The sequence below is a fragment of the Niallia sp. Marseille-Q9988 genome (assembly GCF_976954375.1).
In genome coordinates this window covers 81,200-101,673 of the sequence record NZ_CDRJSZ010000008.1, presented here as the reverse complement: position 1 = coordinate 101,673, position 20,474 = coordinate 81,200, and the positions used below count along the sequence as shown (strand labels likewise).

Annotated in this window: 19 protein-coding genes and 1 pseudogene; 18 read left to right on the top strand and 2 right to left on the bottom strand. The window is 34.5% G+C overall.

The features are described from left to right. The first annotated feature begins 17 nt into the window (after window positions 1–17). The 3 genes from ACWNMZ_RS15810 (at window position 18) to ACWNMZ_RS15800 (ending at window position 1,829) form a co-directional block, all read left to right on the top strand. A complete protein-coding gene (locus tag ACWNMZ_RS15810; protein WP_031538032.1) occupies window positions 18–506 on the top strand; it encodes a hypothetical protein in 489 nt (162 codons plus the stop codon). A gap of 203 nt (window positions 507–709) precedes the next feature. Continuing rightward, complete coding sequence (locus ACWNMZ_RS15805) at window positions 710–1,135, top strand: hypothetical protein (RefSeq protein ID WP_031538031.1); 426 nt, start codon at window positions 710–712, stop codon at window positions 1,133–1,135. Between the two features lie 271 nt (window positions 1,136–1,406). Then, window positions 1,407–1,829 carry a VOC family protein gene (locus tag ACWNMZ_RS15800; protein ID WP_031538030.1) on the top strand — a complete coding sequence of 141 codons (423 nt, stop codon included), beginning with the start codon at window positions 1,407–1,409 and terminating at the stop codon, window positions 1,827–1,829. A 181-nt stretch (window positions 1,830–2,010) separates the two neighbouring features. On the opposite strand, the gene ACWNMZ_RS15795 is transcribed toward ACWNMZ_RS15800, so the two are convergent. Next, on the bottom strand, window positions 2,011–3,342 hold the full coding sequence (locus tag ACWNMZ_RS15795) for a methyl-accepting chemotaxis protein (protein ID WP_031538029.1): 1,332 nt from the start codon (window positions 3,340–3,342) through the stop codon (window positions 2,011–2,013). Window positions 3,343–3,714: 372 nt separating this feature from the next. Here ACWNMZ_RS15795 and ACWNMZ_RS15790 point away from each other — a divergent pair, with 372 nt between their 5' ends. The 14 genes from ACWNMZ_RS15790 to ACWNMZ_RS15725 all read left to right on the top strand — a co-directional run bounded on the left by ACWNMZ_RS15790 (window position 3,715) and on the right by ACWNMZ_RS15725 (window position 17,602). Next, entirely contained in the window at window positions 3,715–4,110 is a 396-nt protein-coding gene (locus ACWNMZ_RS15790) for a VOC family protein (RefSeq protein WP_031538028.1), read from the top strand. Between the two features lie 18 nt (window positions 4,111–4,128). After that, the gene (locus tag ACWNMZ_RS15785) at window positions 4,129–4,722 is read left to right on the top strand and encodes a kinase (RefSeq protein WP_081836652.1); all 594 of its coding nucleotides are present in this window, start codon (window positions 4,129–4,131) and stop codon (window positions 4,720–4,722) included. A gap of 239 nt (window positions 4,723–4,961) precedes the next feature. Beyond that, window positions 4,962–5,168 (top strand): helix-turn-helix transcriptional regulator, encoded by a 207-nt coding sequence (locus ACWNMZ_RS15780; RefSeq protein ID WP_031538026.1) that lies wholly within the window; start codon window positions 4,962–4,964, stop codon window positions 5,166–5,168. Window positions 5,169–5,198: 30 nt separating this feature from the next. Continuing rightward, complete coding sequence (locus tag ACWNMZ_RS15775) at window positions 5,199–5,573, top strand: hypothetical protein (protein ID WP_031538025.1); 375 nt, start codon at window positions 5,199–5,201, stop codon at window positions 5,571–5,573. 175 nt (window positions 5,574–5,748) lie between these two features. Continuing rightward, window positions 5,749–6,510 (top strand): AAA family ATPase, encoded by a 762-nt coding sequence (locus tag ACWNMZ_RS15770; protein ID WP_031538024.1) that lies wholly within the window; start codon window positions 5,749–5,751, stop codon window positions 6,508–6,510. Window positions 6,511–6,685: 175 nt separating this feature from the next. Beyond that, complete coding sequence (locus tag ACWNMZ_RS15765; protein WP_031538023.1) at window positions 6,686–7,354, top strand: Type 1 glutamine amidotransferase-like domain-containing protein; 669 nt, start codon at window positions 6,686–6,688, stop codon at window positions 7,352–7,354. Window positions 7,355–7,837: 483 nt separating this feature from the next. After that, a complete protein-coding gene (locus ACWNMZ_RS15760) occupies window positions 7,838–8,746 on the top strand; it encodes a DNA/RNA non-specific endonuclease (RefSeq protein WP_441131293.1) in 909 nt (302 codons plus the stop codon). Window positions 8,747–8,979: 233 nt separating this feature from the next. Then, on the top strand, window positions 8,980–10,113 hold the full coding sequence (locus ACWNMZ_RS15755; protein ID WP_031538021.1) for a tyrosine-type recombinase/integrase: 1,134 nt from the start codon (window positions 8,980–8,982) through the stop codon (window positions 10,111–10,113). 74 nt (window positions 10,114–10,187) lie between these two features. After that, window positions 10,188–12,326, top strand: coding sequence for a tyrosine-type recombinase/integrase (locus tag ACWNMZ_RS15750; RefSeq protein WP_031538020.1), 2,139 nt, complete (start codon window positions 10,188–10,190; stop codon window positions 12,324–12,326). Then, window positions 12,319–12,714 carry a DUF6262 family protein gene (locus tag ACWNMZ_RS15745; RefSeq protein ID WP_031538019.1) on the top strand — a complete coding sequence of 132 codons (396 nt, stop codon included), beginning with the start codon at window positions 12,319–12,321 and terminating at the stop codon, window positions 12,712–12,714. Before ACWNMZ_RS15750 ends, ACWNMZ_RS15745 begins: the two co-directional genes overlap by 8 nt. A gap of 206 nt (window positions 12,715–12,920) precedes the next feature. Next, window positions 12,921–13,286, top strand: coding sequence for an ArsR/SmtB family transcription factor (locus tag ACWNMZ_RS15740; protein WP_031538017.1), 366 nt, complete (start codon window positions 12,921–12,923; stop codon window positions 13,284–13,286). Beyond that, window positions 13,279–15,693, top strand: a complete 2,415-nt coding sequence (locus tag ACWNMZ_RS15735) for a heavy metal translocating P-type ATPase (protein ID WP_035416501.1) — start codon at window positions 13,279–13,281, stop codon at window positions 15,691–15,693. Before ACWNMZ_RS15740 ends, ACWNMZ_RS15735 begins: the two co-directional genes overlap by 8 nt. Window positions 15,694–15,771: 78 nt before the next feature. Next, entirely contained in the window at window positions 15,772–16,389 is a 618-nt protein-coding gene (locus ACWNMZ_RS15730) for a CadD family cadmium resistance transporter (RefSeq protein WP_031538015.1), read from the top strand. 169 nt (window positions 16,390–16,558) lie between these two features. Beyond that, window positions 16,559–17,602: a flavin-containing monooxygenase gene (locus ACWNMZ_RS15725; RefSeq protein ID WP_031538014.1), complete on the top strand. Its 1,044-nt coding sequence runs from the start codon at window positions 16,559–16,561 to the stop codon at window positions 17,600–17,602. A gap of 922 nt (window positions 17,603–18,524) precedes the next feature. Here the strand turns inward: ACWNMZ_RS15725 and ACWNMZ_RS15720 are convergent. Continuing rightward, window positions 18,525–19,659, bottom strand: a pseudogene (locus ACWNMZ_RS15720) (IS3 family transposase). A 152-nt stretch (window positions 19,660–19,811) separates the two neighbouring features. Between ACWNMZ_RS15720 and ACWNMZ_RS15715 the strand changes: the two are divergent. After that, window positions 19,812–20,249, top strand: a complete 438-nt coding sequence (locus ACWNMZ_RS15715) for an SMI1/KNR4 family protein (protein WP_031538011.1) — start codon at window positions 19,812–19,814, stop codon at window positions 20,247–20,249. Window positions 20,250–20,474 lie beyond the last annotated feature (225 nt).

Below are 20,474 nucleotides of genomic sequence, written 5' to 3'. Positions count from 1 at the left end.
GGAAAATAATACAAACGATGATTTTTCTATTTATTTCCATTATTTTATTTAATTTAATTGCCTTTCAAAAAAATAAAATAGCTAGCATGAATGCAATGTTTAGTATTTGGATATTTACCATTGCATTTCAGAACGTTTTTGATGTGATGGTCGAATTCAAGTACCATGGATATTGGTATTTTGATAAAGGTATTGATTGGCTTGGTGTCCTTGCACATACATTACTGATTCCTCCAGTAAACATCCTATTTTTAAGTTGGTTTCCTTTTGTATCCGATTTGAAAAGAAAGGTAATTTATATTGCTAGTTGGACAGTGGGAGTTATCATTTATGAAGCACTTGTTTTACTTCCAGAACCTTGGGGATATTTCCATTTGGGTTGGTGGCATTTATGGTATGAATTAATTGTTGTACCTATCCTTCTACTTATCTTATTAGTTTATTATAAATGGATTGGAAAGTTAGAAGTGATACTATTGGAAAGTTATAAGTATAATAAACAGTAATACAATTTCAGTAGGATGTAATCTTTTTAGGGAATTTAGCGATGAAAGGTTAGCTGAGGGAACATGGTTAAAAAGATAATGATAAAAGAAAACTCACTTTTTGTATGAAAAGGTCATACGAAAGGTGGGTTTTTTGTATAAAAAAAGAGTTATAATGGATGGGAAATATTAACTGAAGGAGTTTTTCAAAAAGGAGGAAAAGTATGAAAAAGCTTAACTTAAAAGTATGGATTCCTAGCATTGCTATAGAAGGAGCACTAGAATTAGTTGAGTTCAAATACTCAAAGGGCTTACAAATAACGTTAGAAGATATTCAGAATAATACTTATCAAATACAATTTAATAAAGAAAAGAATGGAAATTATATTTTAGCCTGTAGATTTGCAGATGAAATGAAGCGGAGTGATTTAGCAGAACCAGCTTTTCAGGCTCGTAAAAACGAAGTGGATACAGTCAGAAAATCATGGTCCTTATATAAGGCTATAAATTCAGATTTTGTAGATTGGTATGATCAACTACCTGGTCCAGGAAGTGAGCATTATCATATAGACCATTATATTATTGTTACCTCGGATGAAACCTTTGAAATTTTGAGTGAAGTAGAACCAACCATCATTAAATTAGCTTAAAAAAAGGTGTTAGATTAAAACTATTTAAAGATTCTCGTTATAAAAAAGAGCAGTTTTACAAGTGTTCATGAATCTCCTTAGCGAAAATATAAAACGTAGGAATGATATCAGGCCAAATTATAATATATGATCCAAACTCACAATTAATCACCTAACCAAGCAAGAATGTTAGCCAAATTGATATAGTGTAAATTGCTAAAAGAAAAAGGATATCTTTTCCTTTTGTCGAATGAAAGTATGAATCTTATATTATCCCAAAAGGAGGATCAAGATGAATACAATCATTCACAGAGTTGGAACAATCTATCTACCAGTTGAGAATCCAGAGTTAGCTTCAAACTGGTATCAAGAAAAATTAGGTGCAATTGAAAATTTCAGAAATGAAGAGAAAGCCATTCTGGATTTTGCGAATCAAAGCTTCTTTCTTGTTAAATCGCAGAAAGGAGAAAAAGCAGCCTTTCAAGATGGCAAAGATAAGGAGCATTTCTTTCTGACATTTGAAGTAGACGGTATAGAAGATTTAAAGAAACTTCATTACGTGTTAATGGAAAAAGGTGTAACGGTAGGGGATATAGAGGATAGAGGACATCCAGGTAATAATTTTGTCTTTTTCGATATGGATGGAAATAAATTTGATGTATGGAGTGAGTTAAGTCCAAGTTTTAAAGAGAAATACTTGATTAGTCAGGATTAATGAAAAATTCCAATTGAAGCTGTCTTTTAGATATTAAAGAAAGGAGACGATTAAAGATTGCGTTTTGTTTCCTTTAACTAAAAAGGTTTAATTGCACCTTGTATAACACAGAAAAAGAGACCAGGGTCCCCACCAACCTGGTCTCTTTTGTTTCAGTGTTTTGAATGATTTTGAATCATTATTAGGAAATCTTAAACTTATTAATCTGCTTATTTAATCTACTAGCTAAAATGTCTAATTCTTTGGCAGCACTAGCAATGGTTTCAGTTGATAGTAACTGTTCTTTTCCTGTTGCGGATATTTCTTCTGTACTTGCTGCAAATTCCTCCACACGGGATGTTAAATCTTGAATTTGATTCGACACCGTTTGCGAACTTCCATTAACCGTCTTCATAGCAGTTGCAGTTTGTTTAAAGCCGTCTACAATTCCTTCATACATTGTTCTAATTTTATCAAAAGCTTTTTCCGTAATATTTAATGCATCTCTTTGTTCATCGATTAATTTATTGGATTGTTCAATATTTGCAACAGCTAAATCGGTTTTCTCAGAAGTCTTTTCGATAATAGATGTTATCTCTCTTGCTGAATGGGAAGACTGTTCTGCTAATTTCCTTATTTCATCTGCTACTACGGAAAATCCTTTTCCAGCTTCACCAGCTCTGGCAGCCTCTATAGAAGCATTTAGTGCCAATAAATTCGTTTGTTCTGCAATAGAGGTAATAATTCCAACAAATCCTGTAACTTGATGAATCATTTCTTTTAGTTCGTTAATAGAATGATTAACTTCATTTGATACAAGAAGTGTTTCCTCCATTTTCCTCGTTTGTATATCAACGCTTAATTGGCCTTCATTGATAGAATCCAATGAATGAGTAGCTTGTTCTGCGTTTTCAGATGTTTTCGCAGCTATTCCATCAATTAAAGAAACGACATCTGCTAAAGTCCCGCTAATTCCACTCATGGTGTCTGCTTGTTCGGAATTTCCGAGTGCTAGCTGATCTATTGTATTAACGATTTGTGTAATGGAGCTCACATTTTCATCTGTGTTTTTAGTAAGGTGATTGGATTGATTAGTAACCGTGGAAGACACTATTTGCAGTTCGGAAGTAATATTCTTAAGTGCTTTTCTAGTTTCATATAGTGCTCTTGCCATATTCCCTGTTTGGTCTTTTATTTCTACTAATTTTTCTAAGTCATCATCTGTATCAGCCAAATCTAAATCGGCTGTTTTCTTTGCAAATTCCGTCACCTTCACAATCGGTTTTTCGATTGCTTTGCCTAAAATATAAGATAAGATAATACCAATAATTAATGAAATAATTAATCCCCATAATATGGGTGTAGGAATCATAAAGCCAGTTTGCATTGGCTGTGCCGCGCCAATACTTGGATCAGCAGTAGCTGTATCGCTGCCACTCCCATTCATAAATAAAGAGGCACTTACATTAATAATAGCTACTAACACTGAGTTTAATAAAGATAAAAGGATAATCTTTGTTGATATTTTTTTCATATAGTTATGACCGCCGTTTACAATTTAATTTTTGAATGACCAATATAATTATATTGGAATTTCTTAGATGTAAAATATATAATATTCAAAAAGATTATATATTTCTAGCCTAATCATTAGGAAAATAGTTATCTTGTTTTTCCATTCTCTTTAAAACTTGCTAAAAAGTCTTCCGCGATCCTCCTTAATGTGAAAATCTGAGTATAAAGTCCTGTTTATGGTTCTTATTATTACTATTTAACCTTAATTTATCCTTAAGAGAGAATATAGGCGGAAGTCTGATAGTAGGAAATTAGTTGAAAAAGATAGAATAGTGCGGAGAAATAATTTTAAAATAAGCAAATATGGCAACTAATACAACGAGGTGAGTAAATGTTTTTTGAAATGACTTATCAAATAAGAGTATCGGATATAGTGAACGGAATAAAGTGGTACAGTACTTTTTTTCAAAGGGAACCGGATTTTGTTCCCCATGAAGGGTTTGCAGAATGGGAAATACTGCCGGGATGCTGGCTGCAAGTGGCAGAAGGTATTCCATCCGAAGGAAGCGGACCGCTCCGCTTTGCCGTAAAGGATATTAACTTCGAGCAGGATCGGTTAAGGAGCGAGTTAGAAATAGAAGGTTTACAGATAGAAGGGAGGGCAGAGGTGCCAGTTAGATGGGGAACTTTCCAGGATCCATGGGGAAATCAGATTGGTTTGTTTGAATACAACGATAAAGAGGAAGAACGAGAACGAATGATGGCTATTTTAAGCAAACAGCTGTAAAGGAAAAGAGGGACTAATTTGCAAGATAAGATAAATGCTATAGTAGAAAACATGCTACCAACGGCAAAAGGGAAAAGAGTAGTCGTAGGTATAGACGGGCTAAGCCGGTCTGGAAAAACAACCATGGTAAAAAAACTAGAAGCAAGTCTCCTTGAAAGAGGACTTTCTGTGAAAGTTTTACATATAGATGATTATATTGTAGAAAGAAATCGGCGTTATCATACTGGTTATGAGGAATGGTATGAATACTATCATTTACAATGGGATGTCCAAGCATTACAGGAAAAACTTTTTAAAAAGCTCAAAAATGCAACAGAAATACAGTTGCCTACATATAATTCCCAATCGGATACCCAACAAATAGAAATAATTTCATTGTTACATACTGACTTAATCATAATGGAGGGAGTTTTTTTACAACGAATAGAATGGAGAGATTTTTTTGACTTTATTCTTTATTTAGATTGCCCAAAAGAAATTAGGTTTTCACGAGAAAGGAAAGAAACGCAGCTGAATCTAGATAAATTCAAAAATAGGTACTGGAAGGCAGAGGATTATTATATTGAGAAAGAATGTCCGAAAAAACGCGCAAATATCGTATTTCACGTTTAAGGGAAAAGGGCGACAAGATAGGGCAAGTGATTTTTTTTTTGCAATATGGTGGATTCTCCTCATTGTTGCCCCTTTTTTGGCTGTAGAAGAGTAAAGAGTGTCCTCTATTGGGAAAGAAGAATAGAAGAGTGCAAAGGAGATAGACTTTGTATTAAATAGTCATCACTAGAATGTAAAGGTAACTTGACGTTAAGTTTCCTTTACATTTATACTGTAAAGGAATATAGGTGGTGATGAATTTGAAAAATAAATTAAGTGAACATAGAAATCAATTTGGTTTGTCTCAAGATAAATTAGCTGAAAAGTTAGGTGTTTCCAGACAAACAATTATTTCAATTGAAAAGGGGAGATACAATCCATCCCTCCCTTTAGCAATGATGATCGCCGAAATATTTCAAACAAATGTGGAAAATATTTTTATCTTAGAAGAAGGAGATTATAAATAAATTTTGCTTACAAATTAGGAGGGAGTATATATGAAATCAAGGTTAGGTTATATAGTCATTGGTTTTCTTTTATTGATAGAAAGTGGTTATTTCCTATATGGTGGAATGACAGGTGATTTTCCATTATCTCCAACTTATGCACTAATTCTTGCGTTATCTGTTATGTTTCTTTCTCTTGGTTATTTGCATCCACAATTTAAGAATAAAGATGAAAGAATGAAAGTAATACGAGAAAAAGGAATGTTTTACTCCTATTTTATTATAATGTTTTATTTTTTTCTGTTTATTATATTAATTCACTTTCAAGTTATTAGTATAAGTGCAATGGGAATTGTTTTAATTCTTGCTGCACTTACTATTATGACAGTCTTCCTTTCGATGGTTGTTTTATCTTTGATTTTATGATGAGGGGATTAACTAATAATGAAAGTGGCTGCTAATTTCCTTGTTGTTTCATATGGATTCTATTTCATGTAAATTTAACGATTTATGGTAAAATAAGGTTATGTTTTAACGGGAATATAAGTTATTTGACTGAAGAAGTTAGTTTTTATTCAGACAGAATGAGGTGATTTTTTTATTGAAAACGTTAGAGCAAGATTCTCAGTACATTAGGTCTGTAAGTCTTAAAAGAGACCATATTTTATCTTATGACAACTTTCCGCTTAATCTGCCAACTATTCAGAACTTAAATGAATTACAGTTTCATCCTAATGTTACTTATATTATCGGTGAAAACGGAATGGGAAAATCAACATTACTAGAGGGGATTGCTATTGCATTAGGATTCAATCCAGAAGGCGGCACATTGAATTTTCATTTTTCGAGTTATGACTCTCATTCAAATTTAGACGAATACTTACGTTTAATCAAAGGAGTAAACCGGCCAAAGGAACACTTTTTCTTTAGAGCTGAAACTTTTTATAATGTAGCAACCAATATAGAAGATTTAGATAAAGAAGAACCATTTTTGGATCCCAAAATTATAGATTCTTATGGAGGTAAATCACTTCATGAACAATCCCATGGAGAATCATTCTTTGCCGTATTTAACGAGCGTTTTCAAGGAAATGGTTTATATATTTTAGACGAACCAGAAGCAGCCTTGTCACCCTTAAGACAAATGACGATGCTGGCTAGAATCAATGAACTTGTTAATAAAGGATCTCAATTTATCATCGCTACCCATTCGCCGATAATTATGGCATATCCAAATGCTAAAATCATCCAAATTACAGAAGAAGGATTAAGTGAGTCTAAATTGGAAGATACTCAACATTATTCTATTATGAAACAGTTTTTTGCAGATAAGAACCGAATATTACACCACCTTTTCAATTAACAAGAATTTATAGCATAGGACAGATTATACTTATCTAGTATTGGATAGATAAGTTAACTAGGCATCTGAATAGCAATGATTCAATTAAAATGTTCGAATTGTTCATTAAGCTAGGGATGCAATCCTAACAATCTAAACAAACTTGACAATACGAAGCAAAGACAGGAGTGAGGTTATGAAATTTCTGCTTACATCTGGAGGCGTCAATAACAAAATCATACACGACGCACTGGTTGATATGCTAGGAAAGCCGATTGCTGAGGCAAACGCTCTGTGCATTCCCACAGCGATGTATGGACATCCTTGGGTTGGCCCTGGAGTCAAAGCATGGCAGTTCATCAGTGGAAAAGAAGAGAATCCCATGGTCAACCTTGGCTGGAAGTCAGTTGGCGTGTTGGAGCTTACAGCACTTCCAAGTATCGACGAAAACCAATGGATACCACTTGTTCAAGAAACAGATGTACTGCTAGTGTCAGGCGGCGACGCCCTTTACCTGTGCCACTGGATGCGTCAATCTGGACTGGCAGACCTTTTAACATCACTGAACTCAGTTTATGTGGGAATGAGTGCTGGGAGCATGGTTTTGACACCTAGAATAGGAGAATACTTTGTTGGCTGGACTCCACCAAGTGGAAGTGATGGAACACTGAGAATAGTTGATTTTTCCATTTTTCCGCATCTAGATCACGAGATGCTGCCAGGAAATACCATGGCTGCTGCAGAGAGATGGGCAGTCGAGATACAGGGACCTGCATATGCAATTGATGATCAAACTGCAATCAAAGTAGTTGACGGAGCGGTAGAAGTTTTATCTGAAGGGCAATGGAAACTATTTACACCTTGAGCATGATATACGCCCGCTTCTTTAAATAATTTCATGGAATAGTGGGATAGTTCGACATGTTTGGTGGCGTTGCTGTGTAGCTTACCTAGCAAGGGCGGATGATCATAACTCAGCAACTACTGTCTAAATTCAATAGTAGTAAATGGCGCTGGATTTTTTAACGCTCATTCAGAATTAATAGATCCTTTAAAATAGGGAAGATTAGAGGCAAAAAACAAAAGAGACCAAAAGGAAGTAACTTTCCTTTTTTGGTCTCTTTTATTTTTATAGGGATTTCATAAATTATGCTTCATTATTCAAATTGCTATTTAAATTGAGCAAGCCTTTTTTGAAAAGATAATCTTTCACACTTCCAATAAATATCTGCTGAAATAATGCTAATCTTAGAATATACTATTATCATTGGGTTAATGTTGTTAATTAATCCTAACATTCCAAGATTTTTAGCAGGAATAATATAAAACTACCATGGGAGAGCATAGAATGAACAAAAAAATGAACTATTTAATCGTGATTTTAATGACGATTGTTATGGTTGGTTGTGCCAATGTAGAAGATACTTCAAATAAAAATGGAGAAACAGAAATACAAGAAGTAACCACTGTTAATACAAATGAAAATAGTGAAGAAGAAACGAGCACGAAGGATGACGATGAATCAGTAGTAGAAGAGACACAAACCGAGCCAAATAATGAACTGTTCGCAGGGTATAAACTTATGGAAGTTGATGGAGGAGATCTGTCTGGACACCGTGAATCAAACGTTGTCGTTGACATTGGTTATGGCGACCGTGAATATTGGGCATTTACCAATGAATACGGGCAATTAGTACGTGTTGTAGCTGATGAAATCATTCTTCAAGATGACGATAATGAACCTGTATTATCTTCTGGCAGATACTATCCCGACGAGGCGAAGGTTCCTGGTGTGGAAAGTGATGTTTTAGATGAAGGACATATCATTGCCGATTCACTTGGAGGGGTCTCAAATGCTTATAATATTACCCCACAAGATAGTACGCTAAACCGACATGGTGATCAAGCTTATATGGAAGAAGTGATCCGCAAGGCAGGCGGAGCGACAAATTTTGAAGCAATTATCACCTATCCGAATACAGAAACGCAAATTCCCTCCAGTTATCAGTATACCTATACAATAAAGGGAAATGTCATTACGGATTCATTTGACAATGTGAATCCTGATGAAGTAAACGAATCTCTTGGTTTAACAGATAGTGAGCCTACCGATTCAAGTAGTTCCAACACAAATGAGGATATTTCCAGCATTGATACAAATGGAAATGGTATGGTGACAATCGCAGAAGCAAAGGCAGCCGGTTTCAGTATGCCAATAACAAGTGATCATTGGTTAAATTTAGATATTAATTCATAGGATAGTTAGTCTAATATGAGGGCTGGTTATCCATTTTTATTTACATAATTTATTGGATAAATAAAGGTTGAAAATATTGTATTAATAGTTTAATATGAAACCATAAACAAGAACATTTGTTTGTATTGCTGGAGGACGTAGCCTCGGTGCGAGGACCTTAAAGAAACAACAATAACGGTAAACATTATAAGTAGCAGCACTATCGTAAATTTCAATTGGTTGGAGATGCTTTTATGAAGGTAGAACAAATATTGATTGGGAATAGAAAAGTATATCTGCTTATTGATTCAAATGGAACGCCAGTTAAACCCGTTGCGAAGTATATGAAATTTCACTATAACAAGGAGAGTAGTAGCAATACTTTACAGACTTATTGTACAGCTTTGAAATATTACTTTACATACTTAGAACAAACAGAAATTGATTATCAGCAAGTTAGCTTTCAAATAATATCTGACTTCGTTGCTTGGCTCAGAAATCCATATGAAAGCAATAAAGTAGTACCTCAAAAAGAAGTTAAGGCTAAACGCAGTGAAAGAACAGTAAACACTTACCTTACGGTAGTGACATCATTTTATGATTATCTATACAGAGAAGAATTAGTTGAATCAAATGTTGTTGAAAAGTTGATGAAGAAGATGTTTCAAGGTGCCAGTGGAAATGGATATAAGGATTTTTTATATCATGTAAATAAAGAAAAACCACGTTTCAAAAATGTGCTTAAATTAGACGAACCTAAAGTAAGAGTGAGGATATTTACAAAGGAGCAAGTTAATGAAATCTATAAATCTACTACTAATCTTAGGGATAGGTTTCTAGTAAGATTGCTTTTTGAAACTGGCTTACGTATAGGTGAAGTTCTTTCCTTATTTCTTGAGGATTTTCAATTTGATGCCATACAAAGGAAGCACAAAATCCAACTAACAGATAGAGGGGAGTTACCAAACGGGGGAAAATTGAAGACTGGAGAACGAAAGATTGACATCTCTCAAGGACTAATGGACTTGTATGATGATTACTTATACGAAGTGCTAGATGAATATAATCCTAACCATAACTTTGTATTTGTGAAGATTTGGGGTAAGAACGTTGGAGAACCTTTAACTTATTCTGATGTTTATGCCACTTTTAAGGAGATAGAAAGAAAAATAGGCCTATATATTACTCCGCATTTATTCCGACATACCCATGGAACCATATTTTATCTTCAAACAAAGAACATAAAGGCTGTACAAGAACGTCTAGGTCATGCACAAATACAAACAACCATTGACCTATATGTTCACCCTTCCGAAGATGATATTCGTAAGGAATGGGAAAAAGCCTCTCATGCCTTTGAAATTAGGCGAGGCGTGGAGAACAAATAGGAAGCGTTTCAAACAGGTTTACTGACGAAGTAGCACCTTTTTAGAGCGATATTAGTATTTTAGGAGGGCAAATATTGGATAATATCATACAGAGTAATTCAATCCTTAAAAGCGAATATTGGGACTTAATCACTTCCACTCTTTCCTCTTACGAGGTTAAAGAAATTTCCAACGATGGAAAAGTAACAAAAAGAGTTGTGAATGATGATTACTTTTTAGTCAATGATATTTGGAATATACACGAGATTGGTAAAATCCCTAATTTTGAAGAGCAATATAACAAGAGAAAAGGAATAGTAAATAACATTTACTTCAACTGCGAAAATCCAAACGTCAACATGGAGATTAAGTTTGTTTACTACAATCAAATTTTTTCAGACCGTTGGGGAATAAGGACTATATTTAAAAGTATCTCAGGCTCGTTAAAAAAACTGGCTGAGTATTTAAACGAAAAGCACCCAAATCTCACTTCCCTTCTTGATTTAGACATCAATAAAGAGCAAAAACTTTGGACCTTTTGGTTGAATGGTAAAGGAGAAAAGACGAGTTACATCAAGAAGTGGAGAGGGAAAGAAATCGTAGCCCGTACGGAAATAGATGGCTTTTTAGCACGGATTTATAATACACTTTTTCAATTAACAGACACCCGTGATGAATGGGAGAAGGACCGATGGGATATACGGGTGCTGTATAAAAAATATGGGATAGGATTCAATGAATCAACAAGTGGTTATCACATTGATTTTTCAAATATAGAGAATAAAAATTTCCGTAAAATATTTAAAGAATATTTAAAAGGTCGTCTAATCAGCGGCAAAAACTTCACCTGGGGTACAGCTCGAAGTTATGGAACATACACTATTCCTTTTTTAAACTCAATTTCAAAACAAAATCCAAAATGGAACGATTTTAAAGAACTTGAAAGAAAACATATAGAAAAGTACATAGAAGAGTTAAATGAATATATAAAGACCAAATTAAATAAGAAAAATTCCAATCCTAAAAAATATGTTCGTCAAGCATTAAAGTGTGTTCGTGCCTTCATAAGAGATCTTCAAATTTTAGAGAAGTTCGAGGATTTTGCACCTGAAGAAATGGTGTTTCGTCTAATATATCCTGAAGACTTTCCTAATCTCCCTAAAAAATCATTGGATGATATTGATTACATACCTGACTATGTATTGGAACAACTGTTTAATAATCTAAATGACCTTCATCCAGATGTACAGCCAATTGTCTGGATTGCTTTCAAAACAGGGCTTCGCATAAGCGATACATTGGGATTAACGCAGGATTGTTTAGGTAAAATAAATGGAAAGTCAAATCTTACAACAGATATTGAAAAGACGTATGTAATAGGTCATAAAATCCCCATTGATGATCATCTAGCGGATATAATTGCAGTTTTAATTGACCGTTCCAAGCAAAACAGCAATGATGATAACAATCCTGAAAGATACCTTTTTGTTCGCTACCGAGGTCCTCGTAAGGGAAGACCCTTTAGTCAGAATTTTGTTCGAGAAGAACTAAACAAATTAGCGTTAAAAAAGAATATAACAGATGAATCAGGAAATTTATTTCACTTCAAAAATCACCAGTTCCGACATACTTATGGAGTAAAAATGATAAATGGTGGAGCTGATATTATAACGGTGCAGGAGTTATTAGCCCACGCATCACCCGAAATGACCATTCTATATGCTCGTCTATTAGATGATACGAAACGTAAAGAATTTGAGAAAGTTGTGAGACAAGGTGTATTTGCCTTTGACTTAAATGGGGAAATTCATCAGGTCTCCGAAAAGGAACAAATCCCTAAAGACATTCTTGATATGTTGTGGAAAGATGAGAAGTTAAATGCCTTAGATAACCCTTATGGGACCTGTCGAGCAAGGGTCAATGGGAATTGCCCATTGGCAGCAGAACCACCTTGTCTCACTGCGAACGATGGAAAACCTTGTTTTGATTTAGCGGTAGGTATGACAAGTTTTGATGTTAAAAAGTACGAACTTCTTATAGAAACTACCACAAAGTGGATTGAAGCATCTAAAGAGTATGGTCGTGAAGATATGGTTAAGGCAAACGAAAAAAACTTGGAAAGGTACCAAAATATTTACGAAACAATCAAAGAAGGTAATGTTATTTTTGGTCGATTTGACCGCATGAAGAGACAATTAGAACGTAAGAAAAAGAAAGGTGTTAGACATGGCTAGTTTTGATCGTGAGGAGCAATTAAGGCGGCTACATGAAAAGAGAAAGCAAGAAACTAAAGATAAGGTTGAAAAAGCTATTAAACGCCTTATAAAGAGTTCTAAGGCAATTAACTTTAATAGCGTAGCGAAAGAAGCTGGAGTGAGCAAAGCAACGCTGTATAACCATTCAGCTCTTAAAGAGCGTATCAATTTCTTACGAAATCAACAAGAAGAAAAGTTTGTAGATTCAAGGATAAAACGGGATGAAAATAATCAAAACGCTGTAATAGCTTCACTTAAAAGAAGGATTGAAAAACTGGAGAAAAAGAATAAAGAACTTGAACTAGAAAATAAGCAATTAAGTGAAAATGAAAAAGAAAAGCTGGCTAACTATTTTGAGAGTATATAATCCTTATTCAACTAACGGGGCAGTTATGTTTAAGATGCTTTAAAATTTGGTTAAGCTCTCTAAAAAGATTGGTTTCTAACATTAGAAACCAATCTTTTTTATTGTAATATTAATATATAATAATCAAACAATCATTTGACTATTTGCTTATGTTGGGATATATTATACTCATCAAACAAACAGTCATTTGAATAAGGAGGGTAATTATGATGAAAGATATGTGTGAAGTTACCTGTATTCACGAAGATAAAGTAAACAGGGCTAAAAAAGACCTTGCTAAACAGAATCCTATGGATGTAGCGAAAGTTTTCAAGGCTCTGTCAGATGATACAAGGGTTAAAATTGCTTACGTTTTATCTTTAGAGGGAGAGTTATGTGTTTGTGATGTAGCGAATATTATTGAATCTTCAACGGCTACGGCATCCCATCATTTAAGATTATTGAAAAACCTAGGTATAGCAACATACCGTAAAGAAGGAAAATTAGTCTATTATTCACTAGATGATGAGCATGTTAAACAGCTCGTAGAAAAAGCCTTCGAGCATCAGAAGGAGGCTACGAAAGTTGGATAATACAGCAAAAACCTTAATAGAAGATAAAAATGTTTATCGTGTGGAGGGTTTCTCCTGTGCAAACTGTGCAGGGAAATTCGAAAAAAATGTAAAACAACTACCAGGAGTACAGGATGCTAAAGTCAATTTTGGAGCTTCTAAAATTGATGTATTTGGAAATGCAACCGTTGAAGAACTAGAAGAGGCTGGTGCTTTCGAGAATCTTAAAGTGGTACCAGAGAAAGCAAGAAGACGGGTCGAACCTGTGGTAATTGAAGATAAAAATGTTTATCGTGTTGAGGGATTTTCCTGTGCAAACTGTGCTGGAAAGTTTGAAAAAAATGTAAAACAACTATCAGGAGTTCAGGATGCAAAAGTAAACTTTGGAGCTTCTAAAATTGATGTTTTCGGAAATACAAGCCTTGAAGAGCTTGAAAAAGCAGGTGCTTTCGAGAATCTTAAAGTATTTCCTGAAAAACTGGCGAATCAAACGACAAAAGAGACCAGAGAGGACAACAAGGTTCAAAAAGAAGAGAAAATACCATTTTATAAAAAACATAGTACATTACTGTTTGCCACATTACTAATTGCTTTTGGTTACCTTTCTCACTTTGTAAATGGAGAAGATAACCTCGTAACTTCCATGTTATTTGTAGGTTCAATTGTAATTGGCGGATATTCACTATTTAAAGTTGGTTTTCAAAATTTGATACGCTTTGATTTCGACATGAAAACCCTGATGACAGTTGCCGTTATTGGAGCTGCCATCATCGGTGAATGGGCAGAGGCGTCCATTGTTGTCATTCTGTTTGCAATCAGTGAAGCTCTTGAACGTTTCTCTATGGACAGAGCAAGACAGTCCATTCGTTCATTGATGGATATTGCCCCAAAAGAAGCACTTGTTAGACGAAATGGTCAGGAAATAATGATCCATGTAGATGATATTGTTGTAGGCGATATTATGATTGTCAAACCAGGGCAAAAAATTGCCATGGATGGGCTAGTTGTTAATGGCTTGTCGGCTGTCAATCAGGCAGCTATAACAGGAGAATCAGTCCCTGTTTCCAAAACGGTAGATGATGAAGTATTTGCAGGTACGCTTAACGAAGAGGGATTACTTGAAGTAAAAATCACCAAATATGTAGAAGATACAACCATTGCCAAAATTATTCATCTTGTTGAAGAAGCACAAGGGGAGCGTGCTCCAGCCCAAGCATTCGTAGATAAGTTTGCAAAATATTACACTCCGATCATTATGGTTATTGCAGCCTTGGTTGCAGTCGTTCCACCTTTATTCTTTGGTGGAGGTTGGGATACATGGGTTTACCAAGGATTAGCAGTACTTGTAGTTGGGTGTCCTTGTGCATTAGTAATTTCTACTCCAATTTCGATTGTTTCGGCAATTGGAAATGCTGCTAAAAAAGGTGTGTTGATTAAAGGCGGTGCCTATTTGGAGGAATTGGGAGCCATCAAGGCAATCGCATTTGATAAAACAGGAACACTGACAAAAGGTGTACCAGTGGTAACAGATTTTAAAGTATTAAATAATCAAGTGGAAGAAAAAGAGCTATTTTCCATTATTACAGCTTTAGAATATCGTTCACAACATCCACTTGCTTCAGCAATTATGCAGAGGGCTGAGCAAGATAATATTCCTTATTCGAATGTGCAAGTGGAAGACTTCACTTCGATTACTGGGCGAGGTATAAAAGGGGTTGTAAACGGAACAACTTATTATATTGGTAGTCCCAGACTTTTTAAGGAATTAAATGTTTCCGATTTTAGCCTTGAGTTTGAAAACAATGTGAAAATCCTACAAAATCAAGGAAAAACAGCCATGATCATTGGAACGGAACAAACAATCCTCGGTGTAATTGCGGTTGCAGATGAAGTACGTGAGACAAGCAAAAATGTGATTCAAAAACTTCACCAGTTAGGAATTAAGCAAACAATAATGCTAACTGGTGATAATCAAGGTACCGCAAATGCAATTGGTGCACATGTAGGCGTATCTGATATTCAATCCGAACTGATGCCACAGGATAAATTAGATTTTATTAAAAAAATGCAATCGGAGCATGGTAACGTAGCTATGATTGGCGATGGCGTTAATGATGCTCCTGCACTTGCTGCATCCACTGTCGGAATAGCAATGGGCGGGGCTGGTACAGATACTGCAATCGAAACAGCTGATATAGCCTTAATGGGAGACGATTTAAGCAAACTTCCATTTGCAGTAAGACTCAGTCGAAAAACGCTAAATATCATCAAAGCTAACATCACTTTTGCTATTGGAATTAAATTAATTGCTTTACTATTGGTTATTCCAGGCTGGTTAACGCTTTGGATTGCTATTCTTTCAGATATGGGAGCTACTATTTTGGTAGCATTAAATAGTTTACGACTGATGAGAGTGAAGGATAAATAGGTACTATATGTGTGAAATTTACGGAAGGGCTTTTCAATTTGAAGAAAAGTCCTACCCTAAAATATTGGAGATGGAAAAATGATCGCAACGATACTGACGGCTGCTGCGGTATATGTAGCAACAGGAATTGATTATCTCGTCATATTAATTCTTTTGTTTTCGCAAGTAAAAAAAGGTCAGGTAAAACATATTTGGATAGGACAATATATAGGGACTGCAATTGTGATAGGAGCAAGTCTTTTAGTTGCACAGGGGGTTGTGAATTTAATTCCGCAGCAATGGGTTATCGGACTACTTGGACTTTTACCACTTTACTTAGGTGTGAAAATATGGATTAAAGGAGAAGAGGATCAAGATGAAAGTAGTATTTTATCCTTATTCTCCTCTGAAAAATTTAATAAACTATTTTTGACGATGACTTTCATCGTATTGGCTTCCAGTGCGGATGACTTTTCCATTTATATACCGTACTTCACGACCTTAAATATGTCTGAAATCTTTATTGCTTCTATTGTCTTTTTAATTATGGTTGGAGTTTTGTGCTATGTCAGTTACCGTCTAGCTTCATTCGATTTTGTATCGGAAACAATTGAAAAATATGAACGTTGGATTGTACCAATTGTATTCATAGGGTTAGGGATTTATATATTGTTTGAAAATGGAACATTTAATGCTTTATTCTCATTCCTATTTTAACAAACGGGTGCTTATCTTAAAAGATAAGCATTTTTTCTTCTTGAATTTATTAAAGACAGAATTGTTGAATAGAACTCTTAAAGTGCTTGAGTATAAATAGTAATTAAATTACGATTGATATATGAGCATGTATTCATATATTAATCATAAAGTATTGGAGAGACGAAAAATGTATGACACAATTGTAATTGGTGCTGGTCAAGCTGGTCTTTCGATAGGCTACTATCTAAAAGAATATAATCATAACTATATTATTTTAGATAAAGGGAGCGAAGTGGGAGAAATCTGGAAAAAGAGATACGATTCTTTAATTTTATTTACCCCTCGAATTTATAACTCTTTACCTGGAATGTCTTTTGAAGGAGATAAACAAGGTTTTCCTACTAAAGATGAAGTTGTTACTTATCTAAAAAATTATGTCGAGAGATATGAGATACCAATTCATTTTCATACAGAAGTTGTAAGCGTCTCTAAGTTGAATGGTAACTTCTTAATAAAAACAAATCAAGGTGAATATCAAGCAAAAAATATTGTTATTGCAACTGGTCCTTTCCAAACACCTAAAATCCCATTATTTTCAAAAGAGATACCATCTACTATTAATCAAATTCACTCATCACAGTATAAAAATTCAAGTCAATTGTTGGATGGGAATGCGTTAGTAATAGGGGGAGGTAATAGTGGAGCACAGATAGCTGTGGAATTGTCTAAGGAAAGGGATACTTACTTAGCAGTTAGTAAAAATCTTAGTTACTTACCATTAGTTTTAATGAGAAAGAGTATTTTTTTTTGGTTTGATAAATTAGGAATATTGAAGGCAAACAGTAATTCGAGACTTGGAAGAATAATTCAAAAGAAAGGAGACCCCATATTTGGCTTTGAATTAAAACGGGCAATTAAAGAAAATGAAGTGAAAGTTAAGAAAAGGGTTATTGGTGTAAACAAAAATAAGATTAAATTTGAAGATAATACAATGATTAAAGTATCCAATATTATATGGGCAACAGGATTTGAAACCGAATTTCCTTGGTTACAAATAGATGGGGTTCTGGATAACGAAGGCAAAGTAATACATAGTAGAGGAGTATCAAAAATTCAAGGGTTATATTTCATTGGTTTACCATGGCAATATCGACGTGGATCTGCTTTATTACAAGGTGTAGGATATGATGCAAAACATATTGTTAAAAAAATAGAAGAAAGGTTATATTAACGAACTGGTGCTTTAGTTGAAGAATGAAATAAAATTGGACCATACATATTAGATATACCTAATATGTATGGTCCTTTTAATTTCAACTGTTTCACTTGCCTAACCTAAATATAACACTGGTTGTACAAATATATGCGCGATAATGATAACGACGGGATGGTAGGAGAATAAGCGACTAGAACTTTAGAAGATTGGAAAACTCCTCCCATACTAGGGGAATGATTTGAATTCATTCATCGAAGCAACAGATAAAAAGTCCAAAGAAAAAGATTGTTAGCACTTTGTGGGTAATAAAAGGGAGAGAAATTAGTAACAGTTTCCATTAGAAAAATAGGAAACAAATTATACGAAAAAATGCAGCTGATACAATCAGTTGCATTTTTTTTTATACTTATAAACATATTAATAGACACCTAATTTGATTTTTGAAAAGCACTAAGTTAGCTCACTTGTTCTGTGTTTGAGTCACCTTAGCTGCAGTTGATTTCACAATGTATGCTTATAATGCTACTATTGTGAATCAAAAATCTGATATGGTTTTCACACATCTTCTTGGAGAAAGGATAAGGTTAAAATTTTTAGAGGGTAAGAGAGAGTGAGGAGGGTTGTAACCTAAGTTATTAAAATATGCATAAGCAGGGAGTATAGAGTGTTTGAAATCCTTCTATATAGATTTTTGGCACTTTTTATTTATATTTTAATTGGTATGTCAACACTAAACTGAACAAAATTATTAAGGAACACATACCATTTTATAGTTTCTAAATAATTGGTACTTAGACGAAAAACAGTGTGTGCTGTTTGTCACTTGACTCGGAGCCTCTGCGGGCAAGATTATGAGCCAGGAAGCAAGATTTATCAAATAATCTGGCTCAGCCATCAAAGCTATCACGCCCGCCTCTCCAAGTAAAGTGGGTGCTTCTTACTTAATATGACTCGTTTTTATTAGATGCTTGCGCTTATATTCTTTAGGGGTTAAATAGTCCAGTGATCCATGAATTCGAATATTATTAAACCAATTAACGTAATCAAATAGCTCTAGATCAAGTTTTTGTTGACTATAGAAAACCTTCCCATTAACGAACTCTGTTTTAATAGTTTTGAAGGTTGCCTCGGCAACTGCATTGTCATAAGGTGTCCCTTTTTCACTTAAAGATCTCGCAATACCAAACGTCTCTAATGCCTCGTCTATCAGTTTATTTTTAAACTCACTTCCTCGATCCGTGTGAAATAATTCGAGGCGGTTTAGGTTATGTTTTACCGATGAAAAGGCACGTTGAACTAGCCCAGCACTCTTATTAGGGCCAGCACTGTAACCAATAATTTCACGATTATATAAATCTACTAAAACACAAATATAATGCCAGTTTTGCTTCACTCGAACATATGTTAAATCACTCACAATCACTTTCAATTCCTTGTCTTGCTTAAATTCACGATTCAAGACATTTCCAATTTCGGACTCATTTACGATTGATTTTCTAGGTTTGTATTGGGCAACTGTATATTTGGAGACAAGTCCTTGTTCTTTCATTATTCGCCCAATACGACGACGTGACACTTTCCATCCTTGCTTTTGAAGTTCTTTTTTTATTTTTCTTTGTCCATAAATATTCCGACTATCTTTAAAAATTTTAACAATTATAGCTGTTAATTCATCATCCTGATTATCTCGGATTTCCGCCTCATAGTAGTACGTGCTTCTAGGTAGTTGTAGGACGGCGCACATTGCTGATATCGAGTATTTGTGAAGGTTATTCCGAATCACATCTACTTTCGTCCCATTATCAGCGCGGCTTGCTTTAAAATATCATTCTCCATCATTAGCCGTTGATTTTCTTTACGAAGCCGAATTAATTCTTCTTGCTCCGGAGTTCTATTGTCTTTTTCCTCAAACGATCCACTTGTATTATGCTGGCGAACCCACTTATCAAAGGCAGATAGCGTCAGCTCATATTCTTTGATAATCCTTCACTTCTAGATTTACCTGTAAGGTGCAGCTGAACAATTTGTTCTTTAAATTCTTTCGTGAATGTTCTTCTTTCTCTTTTGGTCAGACTTCATTCTCCCTAACTTTAATGAATTAAGTTTATTTGACCTTAATAAATCTGTCCAACTAAGTGTAACCTATCCAAATTTAGGTTAAGAAGGATTTTAAAAGTAAAAAATGAATATAAAACATACTCATCCAAAATTAGGGGGAAATGAAATGTGGAAAGAATTTGTCAACTCCATTTCTAAGGACTATCACTTTAAAGACCCTGTAACAAAGATTGAGCTTGCTCAGATTCAAAAAGAATTAAATGTTGAATTACCAGAAGAATTAACGGCCATTTTTAATGAAACAAATGGTGTGTTTGACAACAGGAATTGTCCTTTGGTTTGGTCAGCTTCCCAAATTATGAAGGACAATCTATTTTATAGAAATTTTGAAGATTATAGAGATATTTATATGCCATTTGATAATCTTCTCTTTTTTTCAGACGCAGGCAATGGCGATTTATTTTGTTATGCAATATTAAAAAACGGAACCATTGAAAAAACCGATATTTACGTTTGGAATCACGAGGATGATAGTCGTACTTGGGTTGCAGCGTCATTAAAGCATTTTATTGAAGGCTGGATTACTAGTGAGATTGGTGTTTAGTCGGTTTGAAAACAGAGTTTGTTAAGAATTACACTTAAAGTAACGGAGCAGTTTAGTTGAAGAAGAAAAATTAAATATTAAGATAAAGATGCTCAGAATATTTTCTGAGCGTTTTAGTTTGCTGTTCTTTTATAATTTTTCACTTTTACAATAGAACTTGATCCGAATCAATTTTTATTTCATAGAAACATCCTATACTAGAGTCATCAACAAGGAATACAAATG